Genomic DNA, 17,713 nt, shown 5'->3' with positions numbered 1-17,713 from the left:
GCATCGCCATCCTCCCGCGTTGCATGGGAGGTTGGACATGGCATTAGTTGAACAACGGTGCGGGGACTGACGGCAAGTTGCCTGGCAGATTCGGCTCACTCGGTGCTGCAGATCAGCGATGTGTCGCAATCGGCTCAGTTGTGAGCCCACGCCAGGCAGTCCCACAAGGTTCTTCGTCGCCGGACACCCTTGGAGCGGACTGGCGACACAATCCGGCTGAGCTGTAAGCGTCCGCAATCGCTGCTTGCCCACCAACATCCTCCGCGACTGGCTTCGCACCCGTCGAGGACTCAGGTGGGGAATCCTCGCCATGTTGCTTGCCGCCCGGTGCTTCAACCTCACGAGCATCCTGACGGCGCGGAATGACGACGTGGCTTCCGAGCTCCTGTGCGTTCTCGCTGTGATGTGCATCTGGAACGGCGTCAAGATGCTCTGGATCGGTCCGCTCACGCTCACCCTGCTGATCTGACTCCGTGCATGGAACCGCACGACTGACAGCGCTGCCAAGCGGCGGAGTGCGTCGACGCGGGAGTGTCAGCGGCAGGGAACATAATGAAGTGCATGACTGACCTTCTCCAACCGCACGCCTCCGATCGAGAGGCCGATCGTCGTGCACGTGAATGGCTTGGCAACCTCGATCACCAGGCGGCAGTCGGCAAGCGTCACCACATAGTTCCCAGGTTTCTTCTAGCGAGGTTCGCGTCGGAGGACGGTAAGTTGAGAGTTCGGAACAGACGCGACGGCAAAGCCTCGACGCGCTCGATTAATGACCTCGCCGTACGTGACTTCTACACCGCGGTCACTGACAGTTCAGGCCTCGACTCGAGCCTGGAATCCCTTCTGAGCACCGTAGAAGCTGGGACCGCAGAGATTCTCCGGCAGCATCTCGACTTCCGCGCCTTCGTAAAGCCGCGCGCCTTCACTCTGGAGGAGCGCGCCACCCTCGATGCGTTTGTCGCAATGCAAGCAGTCCGGGGCATGCGCATAAGACGCTCAATTGAGGTCATTGCCGACTACAGCGTCAAACTTCTCAATCCGGACAGGATCACAGAAGAGGACATTCGGGACGTCGACTTCGTTCCCCACCCGAACGACCACCTCAAGATGTTCGGAAACCTCGCCGAACGAGCCGAGGAGACGCTCAAGACTCGCTCTACCTCGCTTATCCACCTCGACAAACCGCTCCTGATCATCGGTGACGAGCCAGTGCTTGTAGAGAGCGAACGGGACGAATCTGTCAAGCGGGGCGCGTCGAAGCCAGGCACGGCGCCAGAAGATCTTGTCCGTCTGGAAGGCGGTCGCGGATTCGCCAATGCCGAGGTCATCATGCTCCCGGTCACGCCAGCTGTTCTGTTGGCATACTGGCCCCCGGGTCGCCGCAACCTTCCCGCTGAGGTCCACCTAATCGGCGAGGAAACACAATCCTTCGGAGAGGAACTCAACCTGCTCATGACCGGCTCGGCGATCGACTGGGTCGCGGCCCGTCCCGATCATCCATCATTCGATTCCCTGGAGTTGCCTCCGCCGCAGCCGCTGCTCACGGTGCATGATTACGGATCGTCGGCCGCAGCGCGTGTGAACTCCACGCCCGCGCGACGTCCAATCCGGCGGCTACGGCATGACGACATCCTTGAAGTTGAGTCCGAACAGATTTAGCAGGTGACTGGATTGCCTTCAAGACTTGCGGTACGAGCGCCTCAGAGTCGGGCCACTGGATAGGGCCGACCGGTATCCTCGCGTTCGACGAGGTTCAGTCAGGCGGAGCGCACCTTCCGTCGCTCTCCGGCGAATACCTGGAAGGGGTTGCTCTCGGACAACGTCACGGTGACGTTTCTGGGGTCGCGCGAGCGCTTTTGCACCAGGACAGGATCCGGCACTCTGGTTTGCCGATCCGGCAGAGGTTTGCAACGTCACCGTGCGGTGCCGGTCGTGGTTTCAGCCGATCGTGATGTCCATCCCGCCGGAGATCAGACATATGGTCCGTCGACTCGAGCCACCCGCGCGCCGCAATCGGGCTTCGCCTGTGGCCGGCCGGTAGTGTTGGTCAACGGGGCTGCCGCAAGCGTGGGGCCTCGTTGGCGACGAATCAAGAGGAAGGTTGGGTATGTGGATTTCGCGCATCCGGGTGACTGGCGGCTTCCTCAACGGGCTGGACGTATCGCTGGATCATGGTCTGAACGTGGTCGTCGGACCCCGAGGCGCGGGCAAGACCACGCTCTTGGAGCTACTTCGCCACGCCGTGGGCGCGCAGCACGCCGAGCAGAGCGTCGCTGCTGTCCGCAGCCGACAAGCATTCCTTGATGCCGTGCTTGGCACTGGCGAGGTCATCGTTGACGTGGAGTCTGAGGACGGTGGCCGTCATCTAGTGGTTGATGCGAAGGGCGGAGGTCAGCGACTCGACCTCTCTAAATCGGTACTTGTGCTCGGGCAGAACGAGCTTGAGGAGATCGCATCCGACGCGCCCAGTCGGCTAAACCTTCTGGACTTGCGTACTGGCGCGGTCAACGAGCTTCCCGACTTCGGCGAGATCGAAGTGTTGACCGGCGAAGCCTTCGATGTGCGAGCAGAGTTGGACCGACGCCGCGAGGAGTCGAAGAAGCGTGATCGGCTTACCGCAGATCGAAACCTCTTCTTGTCGCAGGAGACGGCCCTACTTGGAGGAAGCACCGCCCAGCTTTCTGAGCAACGCGATCTTCTCCGAGAGGCGGAGGAGCGAGTCATCTCAAGTGGACAGGACCTTGAGCGCATCGAAGGGGTTCGCGGCGAGGTCACTGAGCTGCTGGTCTCCCAACAACGCGCGCTCGACCGGCTGCGCGTCACGACAGAGCGAGCCGCGTCCTTGGCGCAAGTGCCAGCAGTACGTGACGCGCTCAGCCAGGCCGTAGGTCTCTCGGAAAGTGTCGCTGCGGCACTCCTTGCGGCCCGAACTCACCTCGACACCGCTGAAGCTGAAACCCGAGAGCGGAACATAAGCGCTCGCGAAGCCGCAGCGCCGATCAGGGAAGAACTCGAAGAAGCGGAGGCCGGGCTCGGTCAGATCACCGCGCAGCTCAGGAACGTTGACACCGCGCTCCGTGCGCTCGATGAGAACGACGCCGCCGTGCGCGAGCTGGAGTCCCGGTATGCAGGTCTCTTGGAGCGTCGAGGGCGGATGCTTGATGCCGTCGAGCAAGCGGAAGAGGCACTTTACGACACGAGAGCCGCCGTAGCACGGTCGACAACCGCGCAGATCGCCAACAACGTTGTGGTAGTCGTCGACCACTTAGCAGAAGCAAGCGACTTCCGAAGGTTCCTTCAAGACTCGCTCCGTGGGAGTAATACCCGCGCTGCATTGATTGACGCCGTGGCGGATCGTGTGCTGCCGAGGCAGCTCTTGGAGATGGTCGAAAGCGGGGATGCCACCGGGCTCGCAGCTGTAGCCGATATCGCTGAGGATCGAGCGCATAGGCTGATTGAGAACCTGAATGAGCGGGATCTCCTTCAAGGGTTGGGCAGCATTCGCCTGAAAGACAGCGTTGACTTCCGTCTGCGGGATGGATCGGTTGACAAGAGCGTTGATGCGCTCTCAACAGGTCAGAAGTGCGCCGTCACCCTGCCGATCGTTCTCTCGGAACCGGAACGCACCCTGATTCTTGACCAGCCTGAAGATCACTTGGACAACGCCTTCCTGGTCGCCAATGTCGTGAGCGGCCTTAACGCACGCCGACAAGGTGGCGCCCAAACGATTGTCGCCACACACAACGCCAATATCCCGGTGCTCGGCTCCGCTAACAACGTTGTTGTTCTGGGCAGTGATGGAAAAGTCGGAAGAGTTGACGTCAAGGGGGCGATCGATTCAGACGTCGTTGTAGACAAGATCACGCGGCTGATGGAGGGCGGGCGTGAGGCATTCGCCCGTCGCTCGGCCTTCTATACCGAGCATGGCGGCTTGGGATGACAGCCGAAACACCGGACGAACTGCAAGGCCTCGGGTCGACGGCTCCGAGCAATCGCGCGAGGGCGGCAGGGTGGCTCATCCAGCATCCAAAGGCAATCACCACCCGAGCGCTCATGAATGCTCTCCAGACCGAGACAGTTCCCCAGGTGCGTCGTTTACTGCTTCAAGTCTTGGAGTCACGGCAGAGATCGACTGACACATCGCGCGGAGGCTCCTCTGCAGGGTTGCAGGTAACTGATGTATCAGCAAGGGACGAAGCTACCGCGCCGGAGCACGTTGACATCGCAGCTCTGGTTAGGCACGAGCTGTCGCCCGCTGTGGGATGGATAAGACTTGCCGCCGACGGCGAAATCGACTCCTTCGGGACCAGCAAGACCAACGATGCCGTTCGTAAGCTTCAGCGTCGAATCGACGGGCTCGTCGCGATAATCAAGTCCAGTGAGGAGCTGAACCTCCGCCGTCTGAGCCTCCCGCACATCTTGTCCGAGAACTGGCCAGACACCCACACCGCGCCGGCAGTTGCACCTTCTGCAGACGAAGCCAGCATCGACATTGAAACAGACGAAGGATTGTTTTCGATGTTGCTCTCGAACGTCTTCCAGAACGCGATCGACGCCTCGATTGACGCGACTGGAGAAACGGCCGCCCAAGTTACTTGGGGTTTCACGGACCAAAGCTATTGGGTCCGAGTTACCAATCCGTTCAAGGGTGACCGGTTCGCCCTCGCGGATGTCGTCGATGTGGGGAACTCGTCCAAGATGGCGCACCAAGGTCAGGGGCTGTCGTTGATCAAGACTGTGGCAGCCCGACTTGGACTTTCCATCTCTCTCGACGGTGTCAGCGGCACTGCGTCCTTCTCCCTGAGCGGAGCACGTCCTCATGGCTAACCCGATCGCAGTGCTCGTCGAGGACGATCCTCAGCAGGCTGAAATTTCCGAAGGTGTACTTGAGACGGCTGGCTTCAGTGTCCGGAGCTTCAACTCGATTGCTCCCGCGCGCGTGTACCTCAGCACATCTACAGACCTGATCGACTTGTTCGTACTGGACCGCCGACTTCCGGTGAAGGAAGGCGAGCCCGCGACCGACGAGTTTGGCGATGAGCTCCTCAAAGAGGTCCGCTCGAATCACCCTGACTCCAGGCTCATCGTATTCACCGGCTTCGCGACCGTCCGTCATATCCAGGAGTCGTTGCAAGGAGGTGGACAGCTTCCGGCGCAGGATAGCCAACCCATTGACCGGGTCACAGTCCTCGAGAAGGACCAGTCCTTGGAGTTCAAGGAGCACGTCGTACAGTTCCGCCGACTACTGCAATCCCTTGACGACATCGAGATCATCACGCCATCCGGGAGCGACCCACTAAACGAACTAGACAAGAGGGTCCTTCGCCGGCTCGCCTTTGACTACCGGGGCGTTTCGATCGTAGTGGCCTCTCTTGCTGGCGGCCTGACTGAGGCGAGTGTGTGGCGGTGTGAGATTAACCGTTCCGAAGGTCGCGTGGCCACAGTTGTAGCTAAGCGGGTGAAGTCTCCGGGTTCGCCGGGTGGCCTTGCTGAACTCCTTCCGCGCGCAAAGACAACTGCTACTGTGCGGACGCTGTCGGGGTTGATGGCCGGAGGCTACATCAACGTCCTACAGATCGCCGGTGAATCACCGTACCCGCTCATGGAAATCATCGCCGAGCAACCCGCCCAGGCTGTGGAGCTTGCTCGGCCCGTCTGGGACGCTCTGCACGGAGTGGTGGCACAGCGAAGGACTTTGACCGTGGCTGAGCTCTGCGAACCTCTGATCGCTTGGGAACGGCTGTCAGGTCTAATTGGCGCGTACGGGATCTCGGTGCCTGCCGGAAGTCTCACGGTCACAACTCACGTGGGCCCTCGCCATGGAGATCTTCACCCAGGGAACGTGCTGATTGACAACGGACAGGCAGTGCTCATCGACTTCGATAGCGAAGCCTTCGCTGCCGGCGCGCTAGACCCAATCACCATGCTCATCTCGACTCTGGTCCATCCAGCTTCGCCGATCCGTGGTGCAGCATGGCCGGTCGTCTCCGAGATCGAATCGGCCTTCGCGACGGGAGACTTCGGGCAGGGTCACCCTTGCGAACTTTGGTTCCGTGGCGTCCAGGACTGGATCAGTGAGTGCCGGACCACTGAACGCGAGTATTGGGCATTGGTACTGGCGTACGCCGGTCGACAACTTCGCTACCAAGACGTGCTCGATGACCGAGAGATTGTCGAACGAGTCGTCGCAATCGCCAAGCGTGCCGCGGAGGCTCTCGCGAACTCCTGACGAGGGGGACCGGAAGGGGATCAGAACCATGCAATGCATGGGAACGACGACTTGCGATTAGGTAGGCCAGACCGCAGATCAATGCGGGTTTCAGCGCAAATCGGGGTCTTCGGGCATCTGGGGGCCAATTGGTCGCAGGTTCAAATCCTGTCAACCCGACGGCGTGGGCGTGAAACGGCACATAACAACCTGGACCGCTGCGCTGGCCGTGTTGGGCGCATGGCTCTACGGAGCCGTATCAGCGATCCAGGTGGCCCACACTTTTGCCGTCCCGCGGCCGGCAGGGTCTCCGCGCTCAACCGGTAGAGCGCGTGCCTGAAAAACACGAGGTTCCTAGTTCAAGTCCGGGGTGAGCACGACGGGGGTAGCGACGCCACCGTTGCTGCGGTGGTCGAAATAAGCAGGCCTGTTATGCCGGTGCGGAGAAACGGCGCCCCCAATACCTCCGAAGTAAAACCTGTGACATGCGGTCCTCCGCGGTAACGAGATCCCGGCAGGTGTCGGGCCTCGCTAAGGCGCTAGGCCGGCATTGTCGGTGTGGCGTAGAAGGCAACGCGACAGTCTGCCAGTCTGTCATGGCTGGTTTGACTCCCGTCACCGACACGAAATCCATCAGGTATCCAGGTAAATGAACGGGACCCGGTTATAGCAGTTCGGGGCCGGATTTGGAGTTTGGCGGCCCGGTGGGGTTGGCTGCGTCTGTGTAAGGGGTGCCGGGGTTGTGGCTGGTTTTGTTGATTGTTTCGGCGAAGTCCAAGAGGGTGGTGCTGAGGGCGCGGAGTTCGCTGGGTTGGAGGCCGTATTTGGTGAATTCGGTCGTGGGGAGTGTCCGGTGCCTGGCGATGGCGGCGGCGAACGTTGGCGGGTCCAGGGTCGGGTCGCGGCGTTGGCAGAGGGTGATCAGTTGCTGGTGGGTGAAGCGGTGGCTGGTGATGATGGAGTAGGCGTCGAGGTAGTCGCGGGCGTATCCGCGTGAGTAGACGGCGAGCAGCTTGGACGCGACGGAGTCTTTCAGGGACAGGATCGGTCCGATGTCGATGATGGCGGGGGAGTTCTCCCACCAGTCCAGTCCGAGGTCGATGACGACGGCTTCTTGGTCGTGTCCTACGGTGACGCTGGCGAACTCTTCGTATTGTCGGGTGATCTGGACGGCGTATCCGGCGGTTTCGAGGGCGGCTTTCATTTTCTGAACTGAGGCGGCGAAGGTTGCCGGGGTGTGGCGTCGGTGGAGGGCGAAGAGGTCGATGTCGTCCGAGAGGCGTTCGGTGATGCCGTGTTCGATGAGGGCCTGGCCGCCCGCGAGAAGGAAGCCGTCGTCGGCCAGGACGCCGAGGGCGATCTTGGCTGCTAGACGCTGAGCGTCGTCCATGACGGGTGTTCCTTCGCTTCGCGGGTCGCGGGGAGCTGGGGGAAGCTGGTTTCCCAGAGCTGCCGGCACCGGGCGGGCAGGATCATGGTCGGCCACAGGGCCGTCAGTCGTGCCGGGTGGACGATGCGGCAGATTTCTTCGATGGATCCGGAATTCTGCAGGGTGAGTTGGTACAGCACCGAGCAGCTGCCGTCATCGTCTACGGTGTAGCTTCTTTCCGGTCCCCAGTCCAAGTGCAGGGGGAGCTCCGCGGTTCCGGTGGCGGGGCCCTGCAGGTCGTTGAACGCGTGCGGGACCAGGTACACGAGGGAGTCGGCGATCGTGTGCCGGTGCTCTACCGGGGCTGTAATGTACTCGCGGAGCCGGATGCGGATGAGTTCGGACACCGATGTGCCTTCCCGCACGGCTTTGCGGTGGGCGTCGTTCCACAGTTCGTCGCTGACGCGGATTGTGTGCCGTGGCGTCCCTGTCGACATGGCGCGCTCCTCTCAGAGAGTTTGACCTTCGCGACCAAGTCTACGCGGTGTCATGACACCCCGAGAAGGGGTGTCATGACATGGTTAGACGGCTGCTCGGTGTTGCCAGGAAGGCCCACACCGTGGTGGTCCGCCTGCTGATGAGGTGTCGAATCGCGATCGCTGCGGAAACGGGGTCGTAAGTTCGTAGCTCTACGCCTGGAGGTTGTAATCATATTGTTGAGCGGCCGATGTGGAAGCTTGCGGATTCGGATCTGCGGGTGTTGACAGTGTCAACACATTTCGCTTCGGACTGGGTCGAACATCGGCCGGACTGGCCCGGATTGGCTATGTTTTCGGGAGTTCCCAGTGTTTCCGCGGCCTGGAATGCGGTTCGAGTCCCACCTCGGGCACAATGTTGTCGCAGGTCAGGGGCCTATTTGGCCCCTGACTGTTGACAAAACTTGACTTTGTGAAGTGGTCGGGTGTAAGGGCTTGTAGTTCACACCGCGAGACCAATCGAGACCTCGCCGGATGTAATCCTTGGCTGAGTGCCTAGACGGCACGGTCGCAATCGTCGTTGTTGCCATCCGTTGAGCTCGTGCCAGACCCGGGCAACCGCCCGGTCGTTTCGGGCTTTCGGTCCGAAGGTGTCTGAGCGGTCGCTATTGGTGCAGACGGGCCGAACCACGTGGCGAAGACAGGATCGCCTACCTGCCCGAACCCAGGCGGAACCCGAAACCGCGTTCAGCTCCGACACTGCCGCGTGCACGATGTCCGATTTCGCTCGGAGGGATGTTCGGGAGGGATTTCCGATCGTAACCACCGGCAATGATCGTGACGCAAGATTGCGACTGCTGTCTGAAAGCGGAATTAGTGTTTCAGATCGACTGCCGAGCCGATTCTCTGTCGTCCAACGGCCCAAAATCTGGAAGGCACACCAGGGTTTTGTAGCCATCGGCCTGGTGAAAATTTGTCGGTGACGTTCCGCGGAATCGTCCAGCACGAGCCAGATCAGAGAGCCGTCGTTGGATACCCCGTCGACTGTTCCTGATATCCGGGCATCGCTCTTTTGCGGATCTAGCAGCACGACGCTGTCGCCGTCGATGAGCTCACGCCAATCCGCTACAACCGGGCGACGACCGTCGCTTGGGAGGTTGGGCAAGGAACTACCTTTCCGTCGGTTGGGCGGATGGTGACATTCGATAGGGACGAGACCCTTTGTGGTTCCTTCCCCATCGATACGTCGGTTGTGTGTCTGACAGCCCGAGAAAAGGTGCGCCGCGTGCGCACACGTTCCCTCAGTTGGTGTACGGGTCTGCGATGCCGATGTATTGGGTGACGGTGTACTCGGCGATGCCTTCGGAGCCGCCTTCGCGGCCGAGTCCTGATTGTTTGACGCCACCGAAGTCGGCGGCGGCGTTGGAGATGACGCCTGCGTTGAAGCCGACGGGACTGCCGAATTCGATCTGTTCGGCGACGCACAGAAGCCGGTTGAAATCCTTGTTGTAGATGTAAGCTGTGGCTGTCCGTTTGTCCTGCCAAAGTGGGTGTGGACAGTGTCCACACTTAGGCCTGATTTCTTGCAGTTGATTAGGGTATTTGCTCGCGACTCGCCCTAGGTCTGCATGGGTTCATCGGGGGCGAGTCGCCCGACGCACACGACGACGATTTAGTGAACGAACTGTGCCGTGTCGATTGTGAGGGAATAGCCCAAACTTTCAAGCCTGGGGCAGTTCCATTGCTTAGTGAGCATCGGCAGGCGGCCCCGATCACCATAAGGCGGTGTCTTTTCGTTTTTCATGGGAATTGCCGGTGGTCCATTGTCCGGCCACCGGCTATGACCACTCCGGCCCGCAGGGTCGCGGTCACCCGGGCCGAGGAAAGATTCCGGCGGACCACAGCCCACGGCTGGGCCAGGATGCAGATGTCTGCCGTTTGTCCGATGCGCGGCTCCGGTGTAGCCGCCGTTCCGCTTAAACCGTCGGGAGTGAACATCGCGAAGGCTTCCTCGGGCGTCAATGCTTCAGCACGGTTGAGAGTCCTGCCATCGGGAGTTCTACGATCGACCGCACACTGCATCGCCCGCCACAGCCGAGGGGTTCCGAACGGGGCATCCGTTCCGCCGAGGAGGACATATCCGGCGTCGTGCCAGGAGCGCAGCCGCTGATAATCTTCCTGCTCGTCTTCCGTGAGCACACGCGCCAGGCGGTTGCCTTGGCACCAGATAAATCCCGGATGTGCACCGATGCGCGGCAGCTCGTGGTTCAGCGCGCCCGAGGCATAGCTCTTGCGATAGTCCCCGGTCGCCAGGAAGGCGTGCTCGATCCTGTCCCCAGCCCGGCCCGCGGTCTCCAGGGCGGACATGGCAAGCACCAACGCCTCGTATGTGACGGCATGCAGAGCCACGGGACCGGGCCTGCTCGCAGTGATCATTCGTGTTAGCCCATCCAGCTCAGGCAGATCGTGATCGGCAACAATGAGCTTGGTTCCATTGACCGGGGCCCGGTCCGCCCGGGCGTCGGGCCTGGCCCGCCCGAAGACGCCGAGCTGCAGCCACCGCCGGACGATGCCAACCAATTCCCGTGCGGACACCGGATCAATGGTGGCTGTCATATCAGTCGCGCCAATGCAGCCCTGCGCGGCCAGCAACCGCGCCTCACGCACGATGTCGGAGTCGCGGTGTGCATCACCAGGCAGACCGGCCAGGATCGAATCGTCGTCGAGAAGGACTCCGTCGTTCGGCACTGATTGGCCCGTCGCTTCGTGTAGAAGCTCCATGGCCCTCTGATTGAGGACCCATTGGTGGCCACTTCGGTGCTGTACCCGCGCGGGCGTCGGCGAGGGAAGCAGCTCCTCCAGTCGGTGCGCGTCGAGATCGCCCAGGGCGTCGTCGTCGTACCCTACGACCCTCAGCCAGGCACCCAGAGGTTTGCTGTCAGCAGCCGCCCGCACCATCGCTTGGAAGCGGGCAGGGTCGGTGACGGCGCTGACGTCCACAGATCGGCGGCGCGCAGCGGCTGAGCGCAAATGCAGGTGGTGGTCCCACAGGCCCGGGACGACAGAACCGCCGCGGGCGTCAATGACACGTGTGCCCGGACGGGCCCGGCAGGAACCGATCTCGGAAACAACGCCGTCCCTGATCAGCACGCTCGTTCCCGTGCGCCAGCCAACAGCGGCGTTGACGATCAAGACGGACTGACTCACAGTGCAACGTTATCGACTTCGCGACCATGGGGCCCGATGGCCCACCGCGCCGCCCCTGCGAGATCGAGCCTGAGGATGCCGGACCGCCCGGTATCCAAGAGTCCAAAGACTGCGACGGCGGCCAGCAGACCTGTGACGGGGTCCGCCAATGCGTCTCCTGCGAATTGCGGAATATCCTCGTGCCAGCAGACTGCGCCCGCCTCAGCCGCGGCGTCGTCCCCGTACCCCACCCGCTGGTTGGGGTCTTCGTGTCCTCCGTACGCTGAGATGGAGATCCAGAGTTGGCCTGGGCTTGGCCTAAGCCCTAAGGAGTTGAGGGCACGCTGACGCGCGGAAACGATCACGACGTCGGCCTGGGCAAGTGTTTGGCCCAATGCTGCGTGATCTTTGAAATCCAGCCGCAACAGTTCCTTGCCTCCGTTGAGCCGGTGCGCGAAGGCGGAATCTTCCGGGATGACCAGTTCAGGTTGGGCGAGGCTCTCCACTTTGACCACATTTGCCCCAGCGGAGGCCACGAGGGCACCTGCCAAAGGACCTGCCCAAAGCCGCGACAGGTCCATGACGGTAAGGGAAGACAGCGGACGGGTCAGCGGAGCGGCCATTTCGGCAGCCGAGAATTCATAGGGTGAAGGATGCCGACGCACTGTTCCGCGGCGGGGAATGGCTCCGACCGCGAGTCCCAGCAAGGCGGCTCGTTCCACGACGTCCCTGCGAATTTGCGCCACCATCCATTCGGCCAGTGCGTCCTCGTCGCGTGGCTCCACCGCGCCCATGCTTAAGGCAGGGACGAGTTCCCAATCGGTGTCCCGTGGGAGGTTTATCGCGAGCCAGCCATCCGCAGCCTTCAGTATCCGCCCGCCGCCGCGAAGCGTCATCCCGCGCTGTGGCTCGTGGCGTTGCAGGCATAGGTTTTCGCGTTCGGACAGCAGCGTGGACCCGTCGATGACGAGTTCGTTGCCGACTCGGCGGCTGATGATTTGGGCGACCAACGAGGCGCCCCGCAGGCTCGCAGCGATGTCGCCCGGGGGTGAGGCGTCGCATGCAGTCAGCGCAGCGGCACCGGATGATTTCCAGCCTTCCGCGGGGGGCAGAGCCGTGACGGCGGGCATCTGGCGCTCGAGCGCCTCGCGAAGCTCGACGGCGTCAGCCTTCAGTCCTAGCCCCGCGAGTAGCTCGCGGGCTGCAGCCAGTTGGGAGTCCGGGGAACCCGATGTCACTCGGAAACCTCATCAATGAGTCCCCACTCCAGAGCGACTGCGGCGTCAATCTTCATCCCGGTGACGGCCAAGAGGAGGGTGCGTTGGCGACCGATGCGGCGTGGGATGCTGACTGTTCCGCCGCAGCCTGGGAGCAGGCCCATGGATACCTCGGGTAAACGCCAGGACGTGTCGGGCGCCGCCGTGACGTGACCTGCGAAGGAGGCGATTTCCATGCCGGCTCCCACACATGCTCCGTGAACGCGGGAGGTAAGCCGGTCGGCCACCCGAGCAACGGAGCCGGGCACGTTCTGGCTGATCCGTTCCACATGGGCGCCCAAGGGGTAGCGTGCCATCCCGAATTCCCGGAGATCGCCACCGGCGCAGAAATGCCGGCCGTTTCCCGTAAGTTCCAGAGGCCCTTCGGTGAGGGCCAAGGCCGAAAGGATTCCGACGAGTTCGGTCCGCATCCTGGTGTTGACGGCGTTGGCCGAGGAAGGACGATTGAGCTGGATCTCCGAGGCGCGCGCGCCTTGGTGGACGAGGACGGTCGGCTCCATGTCGTGGTCAGGGGTCCGTGCAGGCTGGTGCGCCAGCCACTTGGCGAACTCGGCACCGGTTTGCAAGAGGGAGTAGGCGAGCGATTCGGCTCTTATGGCATCAGGGATGGGCAGACTGCCAGTAGCCCGCATCAACTGCGCCAGGACCAGCGAGGCCTCGGGGTTGGTGCGAACCCCACGGATGACGTCCGGCAGGAGAGCGTCGGGAACCACAAGGTCAGCGTAGGGAAGAGTGTTGTCGGCCGCACGGCCACGGATATGGCGCCCGCCAGGCGCGCGGGATTCCCGCACGAAGGTCAGGAACGGCAGGTCATGGTCCACGGAGGAGTGGTCATTGTTTCCGTCCGGAATGAGCTCGACAAGAACGTTCGCACCGGGCGCAACTACGTCGGGGTCCCGTGCCGCGGTGCGCAAGGCGAGTTCGGACACCGTGAAGGCCGGAACCTGGGACTGAGCGCTGTCTGCGGGGCGGCCCACCAAGGGGGATGTCATCTCAAAATACTACCGATCTGAAACGAGCGGGCAGGGAGAATTCTTGAACAGAAAGTACGCCCCGGGGCATAGTCATTGGGTTGCTGGCCGGCAGTCCGGACTAAAGCGGACGGCTTCAGATGCAAGGCTAAATCAGTCGTAACGATTAGGGTCCTCAAGGCGCAATCCAGTGGTCGAAGTGAACGCACTTTGTGCAGCTCCGCACGCCTTCGTCACCGAGCACGAACTGCTCCGTGGTGTGCGTGTGCACCAAGGCCGCAAGCTCCTGCGATTGTTCCGCGACAACTTGCTGAACCCGAAGCGCCGCCAAGCCGGCCAAGCCGTCATAGCATGACCAGAAAAGGTCACGTGCTCCTGACCGCGGCCATCCTTGCGGCAGCGTTTCGTCGGGCAGCCCGGGGTCGAGTTTCAGGAACCTGCGGTAGCTGTCGGTCAGGAGCGTCCGGATCACGAAGGCTTCCTTGGTTGAGAGCAGACCGCCGTCAAGGACGTCGGGAACCCACTCCCACGCCTGGAGAAACTCTGAGTAGTGCCCCCGGAGCTCGTCGAGATCCCATGCGGAGCTCAGCTCGGTGCGCCCCGGAGCCGGATGCTCTACGGACGTGAAGACGGATCCGCCATCCACATCGAGTTCATCCAGGACCGAGGATGCCCTCTCGACCTGTTCAACGGGAGAGGCCCACACGCCGTCATAGACAGTCGCAAACCCGAGCATTTTGAGGCGTGTCCGCAGCTGGTTGCGCGTTTCGCGGCGGCTTGCGGGCAACGAGAACATGCACATGGTCCATTGCCCGCTCCATGGATGTGACGAACCTAGGTTCATGATGCCCGCGCCCACCTCCACAGCGTCGCGGGCTACCGGTTTGGTGAGGCGGTAATAGGTGTGCCTTCCTTGTCTGCGCGACTCGGTGACCCCCCTCCGTGAAAGACGTCCGAGGGAGGCGCGTGCACTCGGCAGGCTGACGCTGAGATCTCCTAGCAGACGGATGAGCGCGGCAGAGGGAAGGAACTCCGGCCGGGCTAGCCAAAAGTCCCCAAAGAGGGTGACGGCCAGGTGTTGTGGATTCCTTCCGGACTGCCATCTCGGGACACCAGGCATGGGGTTTTCGTCCTCTTGAATGGCGGACATCGCGCTAGGCGTTCGCATGTATGGACTCCGGTGTCTGTGGTGGAAACGCGGAAGCTTCCCGCGGTGGTCAACTTATCTAGCAATAGAATGCAAAAAAGTGTGTGATCACCGATTATATGCATTATTACGGCGTGAGGTCGCGTGCAGTATTGCGTCGATTTGGTGACGATCCCCAGGTGGTTATTAGCCCCGCCAATCCGGCGATGCAAGGGGCTGGTGGCTATCGTCGACGTCATCCCGCGACCTCGCCCTCCTGATGTGCGGGCTGTGACTTGGGCTACTTGACGTGATTCATCCAACATGCGACAGTTGTTTGAGCGATCGTCAGAATTCAGTCGACAAGGGTGCGACCTGATCGCAGGAAGCGAATCACGAAGGAGTGAAATGAGAGCTCGCATATTGCTTGGCGGCGCAGCCGGGATCACGGCCGTGCTATTGGCCGGTTGCAGCGCTTCGCCGGGGAACTCGACGTCCCAGGACGTTCAGGTAAACCCGGATGCCATCATCAAGGTCGGTGTCACCAACCTCCAGTCATCGTGGGACATCGCGAAGACCGCCGGATCGCTGGAAGTTCCCATTCAGAAAATGGTCTATGACGGACTCACCGGCCTTGACGAGAAGAACAATGTCGTTCCGAGCCTCGCTGAGTCCTGGAACACCCCCGACGGCGGCAAGACCTACGAATTCGCACTTCGCACGGGGGTCACCTTCAGCAACGGTGACGCCTTCGATGCGACGAGCGCGAAAGCAACAATTGACCACTACCTCAAAGCTCCGGGCTCGACCGTAGCGGGCCAGCTGGCGAACGTTCAGGAGGTGGACATCGTCAGTCCCAGCAAGCTGCGGTTCGTGCAGAAGCAGGCGGATGTCTCGCTCCCTGCCGTGCTGAGCGACCGCGCCGGCATCATGATGGATGCCAAGGTGATTGCCTCCGGCGACTTCACGAAGCCAGTCGGCACCGGCCCGTTCACGCTCGAGGGCGCCCAGGCTGGTGTGTCCATCACCCTGACGAAGCAGCCGAAATACTGGTCGCCGGACACCGTGCACATCGCAGGGGTGACCATCTCCCAAATCCAGGACCCGGTTGCCATGGCCAACGCGATCCGGTCGGGCAGCGTTGACATGGGTGTTGTCGGAGCGGCACAGGCCGCGGATCTTCAATCCGCGGGCGACACCCTGGGCACCTACCCCATCAAGGGACGGCAGCTCAGCGGCATCACCTGGAACCCGGACCTCTACAAGCCGCTTGCCGACCAGCGGGTCCGCGACGCGCTCAACATGGCCATCGACCGTCAGGGCATTGTCAAGGGCGTGTTCCTTAACCAGGGAGAGGCAGCCTCCCAGTTCCGCCTCAATGGATTGCCAGGATTTAGCAGCGCGGCGAAGCCTATTGCGTATGACCCGGAGCAGGCCAAGAAGTTGCTCGCCGAGGCGGGGTACGCGAACGGGCTGTCCTTTAACTTTGTTGCTCCGGTGAAATTCGCGAAGGAGGCCGAGGCGATCCAGGCCAATTGGGCCGCGATCGGCGTCAGCGTCAAGGTCACTACCCCTCCCGGTTCAGGACCCGCCGACGCCCTGTGGTACAAGCCAACCGCGGCCGCCGGGCTCTGGTCCTTCGATGGAAGGAACGATCTGTCCAACGCCTACCAGCAGATGCTGCTTCCGAGCGCCGCTTACAACCCGGGCAAGGTCGCTGACCCGAAGGTGACCGATCTGATCAAGCAGTCCGCCGCCACGGCGGATCCGGCCGCCCGCGCAAAGGTCTTTGACCAGCTTGCCGAGATCACGTCGGCATCCACGCAGGCGAACACTCCCGTGGCCTGGGTGTACCAGGTAGTGGCTTACTCCAAATCCCTGGTTGGTGTGAAGCCGTGGGAGAGCGGATACCCCATCCTCACCGGTGTGGGCGTAGCGGCGAACAAGTAACGGCGCCCGGTCCGGGAAACCCGTTGGGAAACGAGACTTCCCAAGGTTCCCGGGCCGGCACACCGCATCAAAGAAGAGAGACTACCGTGTTCGAGATCGAGAAGTGGTGCTGACGGCATGACACCGACAGGCATATCCGTAAGTCCGGCCCTGCAGGAGCCGAAGAAACTGCCGGCACCGGCCAAACGCCGCGTCCCGTTGTCTGGGCTGCTTCGCAGCGTGGGCACCCGCATACTGAGGTCCCTGCTACTGTTCGTGGCCGTCACGATTACCGTCTTTGGATTGTCCGCGCTGATCCCGGGCGATCCGGCCGTTTCGCTGGCCGGGGAAGGCGCCACACCGGAAGCAATTGCCGCCATCCGCACGCAGCTGGGGCTCGGCAAGCCGTGGTATGAGCAGTACTTCTCGTGGACGAATGGCGTCCTTCACGGCGATCTGGGAACCTCCTTCTTTTACCACACGCCGGTCTCGGACCTCGTGATGAGCAGGCTACCCGTGACCTTGTCCCTTGCTCTCTTCGCGATCATCGCGGCGGTTGTCTTCGGCATCCTTGCGGGATTGCTGTCAGCCACCAGGCGTGGCCGTCTCGCGGACAAGATCACCACAGTCATCTCGACTGTGGGGATCGCCACCCCGAACTTCTGGGTCGGAATGATCCTGCTGATCCTTTTCTCCCTGAACTGGCACATCTTCCCGGCAGTCGGCTACACCCCCATCACCAAAAACGCCGGCTCATGGTTCATGCACCTTGTCCTTCCGGCCATAGCATTGGCGGCTGCGGCCGGGGCCGAGCTGCAACGTCAGACCCGGAGCAGCGTCTCCGAAATTCTCTCGCAGGACTACATTCGTACGGCGAGGGCCCAAGGGCTGACCCGGCGGAAGGTCTTGTGGCAGAGGGCTCTCAAGAACGGTGCGCCGCCGCTGGCCACCGTGGTGGGGTTCCAGACGGCCGTGCTCCTTGGAGGCAGCGTGGTGGTGGAAAAAGTATTCAGCCTACCGGGCGTCGGGACCTTGGCCATCGATTCGGTCACGCTGAAGGACCTGCCTATTCTCCAGGCCGTGGTGCTACTCAACGCTTGCTTCGTGATCATCATCAATTTCGCGACGGACCTCATCTACACCGTCCTCAACCCAAAGGTGCGTATCTAGTGAG

General features: G+C 61.9%; 13 protein-coding genes, 1 tRNA gene and 1 pseudogene. 8 read left to right on the top strand and 7 right to left on the bottom strand.

The features are described from left to right. Positions 1-244: 244 nt before the first annotated feature. The 6 genes from E1809_RS02025 (at position 245) to E1809_RS01995 (ending at position 6,829) form a co-directional block, all read left to right on the top strand. Entirely contained in the window at positions 245-469 is a 225-nt protein-coding gene (locus tag E1809_RS02025; protein ID WP_133202578.1) for a hypothetical protein, read from the top strand. An 83-nt stretch (positions 470-552) separates the two neighbouring features. After that, entirely contained in the window at positions 553-1,656 is a 1,104-nt protein-coding gene (locus tag E1809_RS02020; RefSeq protein ID WP_328591587.1) for a DUF4238 domain-containing protein, read from the top strand. 448 nt (positions 1,657-2,104) lie between these two features. Beyond that, a complete protein-coding gene (locus E1809_RS02015) occupies positions 2,105-3,937 on the top strand; it encodes an AAA family ATPase (protein WP_133202576.1) in 1,833 nt (610 codons plus the stop codon). Further along, positions 3,934-4,824 (top strand): ATP-binding protein, encoded by an 891-nt coding sequence (locus tag E1809_RS26995; protein WP_205754068.1) that lies wholly within the window; start codon positions 3,934-3,936, stop codon positions 4,822-4,824. Before E1809_RS02015 ends, E1809_RS26995 begins: the two co-directional genes overlap by 4 nt. Continuing rightward, positions 4,817-6,226 (top strand): response regulator, encoded by a 1,410-nt coding sequence (locus E1809_RS02005; protein WP_133202574.1) that lies wholly within the window; start codon positions 4,817-4,819, stop codon positions 6,224-6,226. The genes E1809_RS26995 and E1809_RS02005 overlap by 8 nt, the downstream gene beginning before the upstream one ends. Before the next feature lie 531 nt (positions 6,227-6,757). Next, a tRNA-Gly gene (locus tag E1809_RS01995) sits at positions 6,758-6,829 on the top strand. A gap of 40 nt (positions 6,830-6,869) precedes the next feature. On the opposite strand, the gene E1809_RS01990 is transcribed toward E1809_RS01995, so the two are convergent. The 7 genes and pseudogenes from E1809_RS01990 to E1809_RS27255 all read right to left on the bottom strand — a co-directional run bounded on the left by E1809_RS01990 (position 6,870) and on the right by E1809_RS27255 (position 14,604). Beyond that, entirely contained in the window at positions 6,870-7,595 is a 726-nt protein-coding gene (locus E1809_RS01990; RefSeq protein ID WP_133202573.1) for a nucleotidyl transferase AbiEii/AbiGii toxin family protein, read from the bottom strand. After that, positions 7,574-8,071, bottom strand: coding sequence for a hypothetical protein (locus E1809_RS01985; RefSeq protein WP_133202572.1), 498 nt, complete (start codon positions 8,069-8,071; stop codon positions 7,574-7,576). Before E1809_RS01985 ends, E1809_RS01990 begins: the two co-directional genes overlap by 22 nt. Before the next feature lie 1,280 nt (positions 8,072-9,351). Then, a pseudogene (locus E1809_RS01980) lies at positions 9,352-9,570 on the bottom strand (aldehyde dehydrogenase family protein); the annotation flags it as partial. A gap of 280 nt (positions 9,571-9,850) precedes the next feature. Continuing rightward, on the bottom strand, positions 9,851-11,257 hold the full coding sequence (locus tag E1809_RS01975; protein ID WP_133202571.1) for an amidohydrolase family protein: 1,407 nt from the start codon (positions 11,255-11,257) through the stop codon (positions 9,851-9,853). Then, complete coding sequence (locus E1809_RS01970; RefSeq protein ID WP_133202570.1) at positions 11,254-12,474, bottom strand: CoA transferase; 1,221 nt, start codon at positions 12,472-12,474, stop codon at positions 11,254-11,256. The genes E1809_RS01975 and E1809_RS01970 overlap by 4 nt, the downstream gene beginning before the upstream one ends. Next, positions 12,471-13,505 carry an enoyl-CoA hydratase/isomerase family protein gene (locus tag E1809_RS01965; RefSeq protein ID WP_133202569.1) on the bottom strand — a complete coding sequence of 345 codons (1,035 nt, stop codon included), beginning with the start codon at positions 13,503-13,505 and terminating at the stop codon, positions 12,471-12,473. Before E1809_RS01965 ends, E1809_RS01970 begins: the two co-directional genes overlap by 4 nt. Positions 13,506-13,659: 154 nt before the next feature. Beyond that, complete coding sequence (locus tag E1809_RS27255) at positions 13,660-14,604, bottom strand: PaaX family transcriptional regulator (RefSeq protein ID WP_165962184.1); 945 nt, start codon at positions 14,602-14,604, stop codon at positions 13,660-13,662. Positions 14,605-15,018: 414 nt separating this feature from the next. Here E1809_RS27255 and E1809_RS01955 point away from each other — a divergent pair, with 414 nt between their 5' ends. Together E1809_RS01955 and E1809_RS01950 are read left to right on the top strand one after the other, a co-directional pair. Continuing rightward, on the top strand, positions 15,019-16,560 hold the full coding sequence (locus E1809_RS01955; RefSeq protein WP_165962183.1) for an ABC transporter substrate-binding protein: 1,542 nt from the start codon (positions 15,019-15,021) through the stop codon (positions 16,558-16,560). A gap of 117 nt (positions 16,561-16,677) precedes the next feature. After that, positions 16,678-17,709, top strand: coding sequence for an ABC transporter permease (locus tag E1809_RS01950; protein WP_133202566.1), 1,032 nt, complete (start codon positions 16,678-16,680; stop codon positions 17,707-17,709). Positions 17,710-17,713 lie beyond the last annotated feature (4 nt).

This window comes from Arthrobacter terricola, from assembly GCF_004354015.1.
In the GTDB taxonomy this organism is placed as follows: domain Bacteria; phylum Actinomycetota; class Actinomycetes; order Actinomycetales; family Micrococcaceae; genus Arthrobacter; species Arthrobacter terricola.
This window is presented reverse-complemented; position numbering and strand designations above follow the sequence as displayed.

What these genes read in the sequence shown, in the direction of transcription:
- E1809_RS27255 (WP_165962184.1), bottom strand. Translation starts at nt 14,604, where the DNA reads ATGCCTGGTGTCCCGAGATGGCAGTCCGGAAGGAATCCACAACACCTG.
- E1809_RS02020 (WP_328591587.1), top strand. Translation starts at nt 553, where the DNA reads ATGAAGTGCATGACTGACCTTCTCCAACCGCACGCCTCCGATCGAGAG.
- E1809_RS01950 (WP_133202566.1), top strand. Translation starts at nt 16,678, where the DNA reads ATGACACCGACAGGCATATCCGTAAGTCCGGCCCTGCAGGAGCCGAAG.
- E1809_RS02005 (WP_133202574.1), top strand. Translation starts at nt 4,817, where the DNA reads ATGGCTAACCCGATCGCAGTGCTCGTCGAGGACGATCCTCAGCAGGCT.
- E1809_RS01985 (WP_133202572.1), bottom strand. Translation starts at nt 8,071, where the DNA reads ATGTCGACAGGGACGCCACGGCACACAATCCGCGTCAGCGACGAACTG.
- E1809_RS26995 (WP_205754068.1), top strand. Translation starts at nt 3,934, where the DNA reads ATGACAGCCGAAACACCGGACGAACTGCAAGGCCTCGGGTCGACGGCT.
- E1809_RS01955 (WP_165962183.1), top strand. Translation starts at nt 15,019, where the DNA reads ATGAGAGCTCGCATATTGCTTGGCGGCGCAGCCGGGATCACGGCCGTG.
- E1809_RS02015 (WP_133202576.1), top strand. Translation starts at nt 2,105, where the DNA reads ATGTGGATTTCGCGCATCCGGGTGACTGGCGGCTTCCTCAACGGGCTG.
- E1809_RS01990 (WP_133202573.1), bottom strand. Translation starts at nt 7,595, where the DNA reads ATGGACGACGCTCAGCGTCTAGCAGCCAAGATCGCCCTCGGCGTCCTG.
- E1809_RS01965 (WP_133202569.1), bottom strand. Translation starts at nt 13,505, where the DNA reads ATGACATCCCCCTTGGTGGGCCGCCCCGCAGACAGCGCTCAGTCCCAG.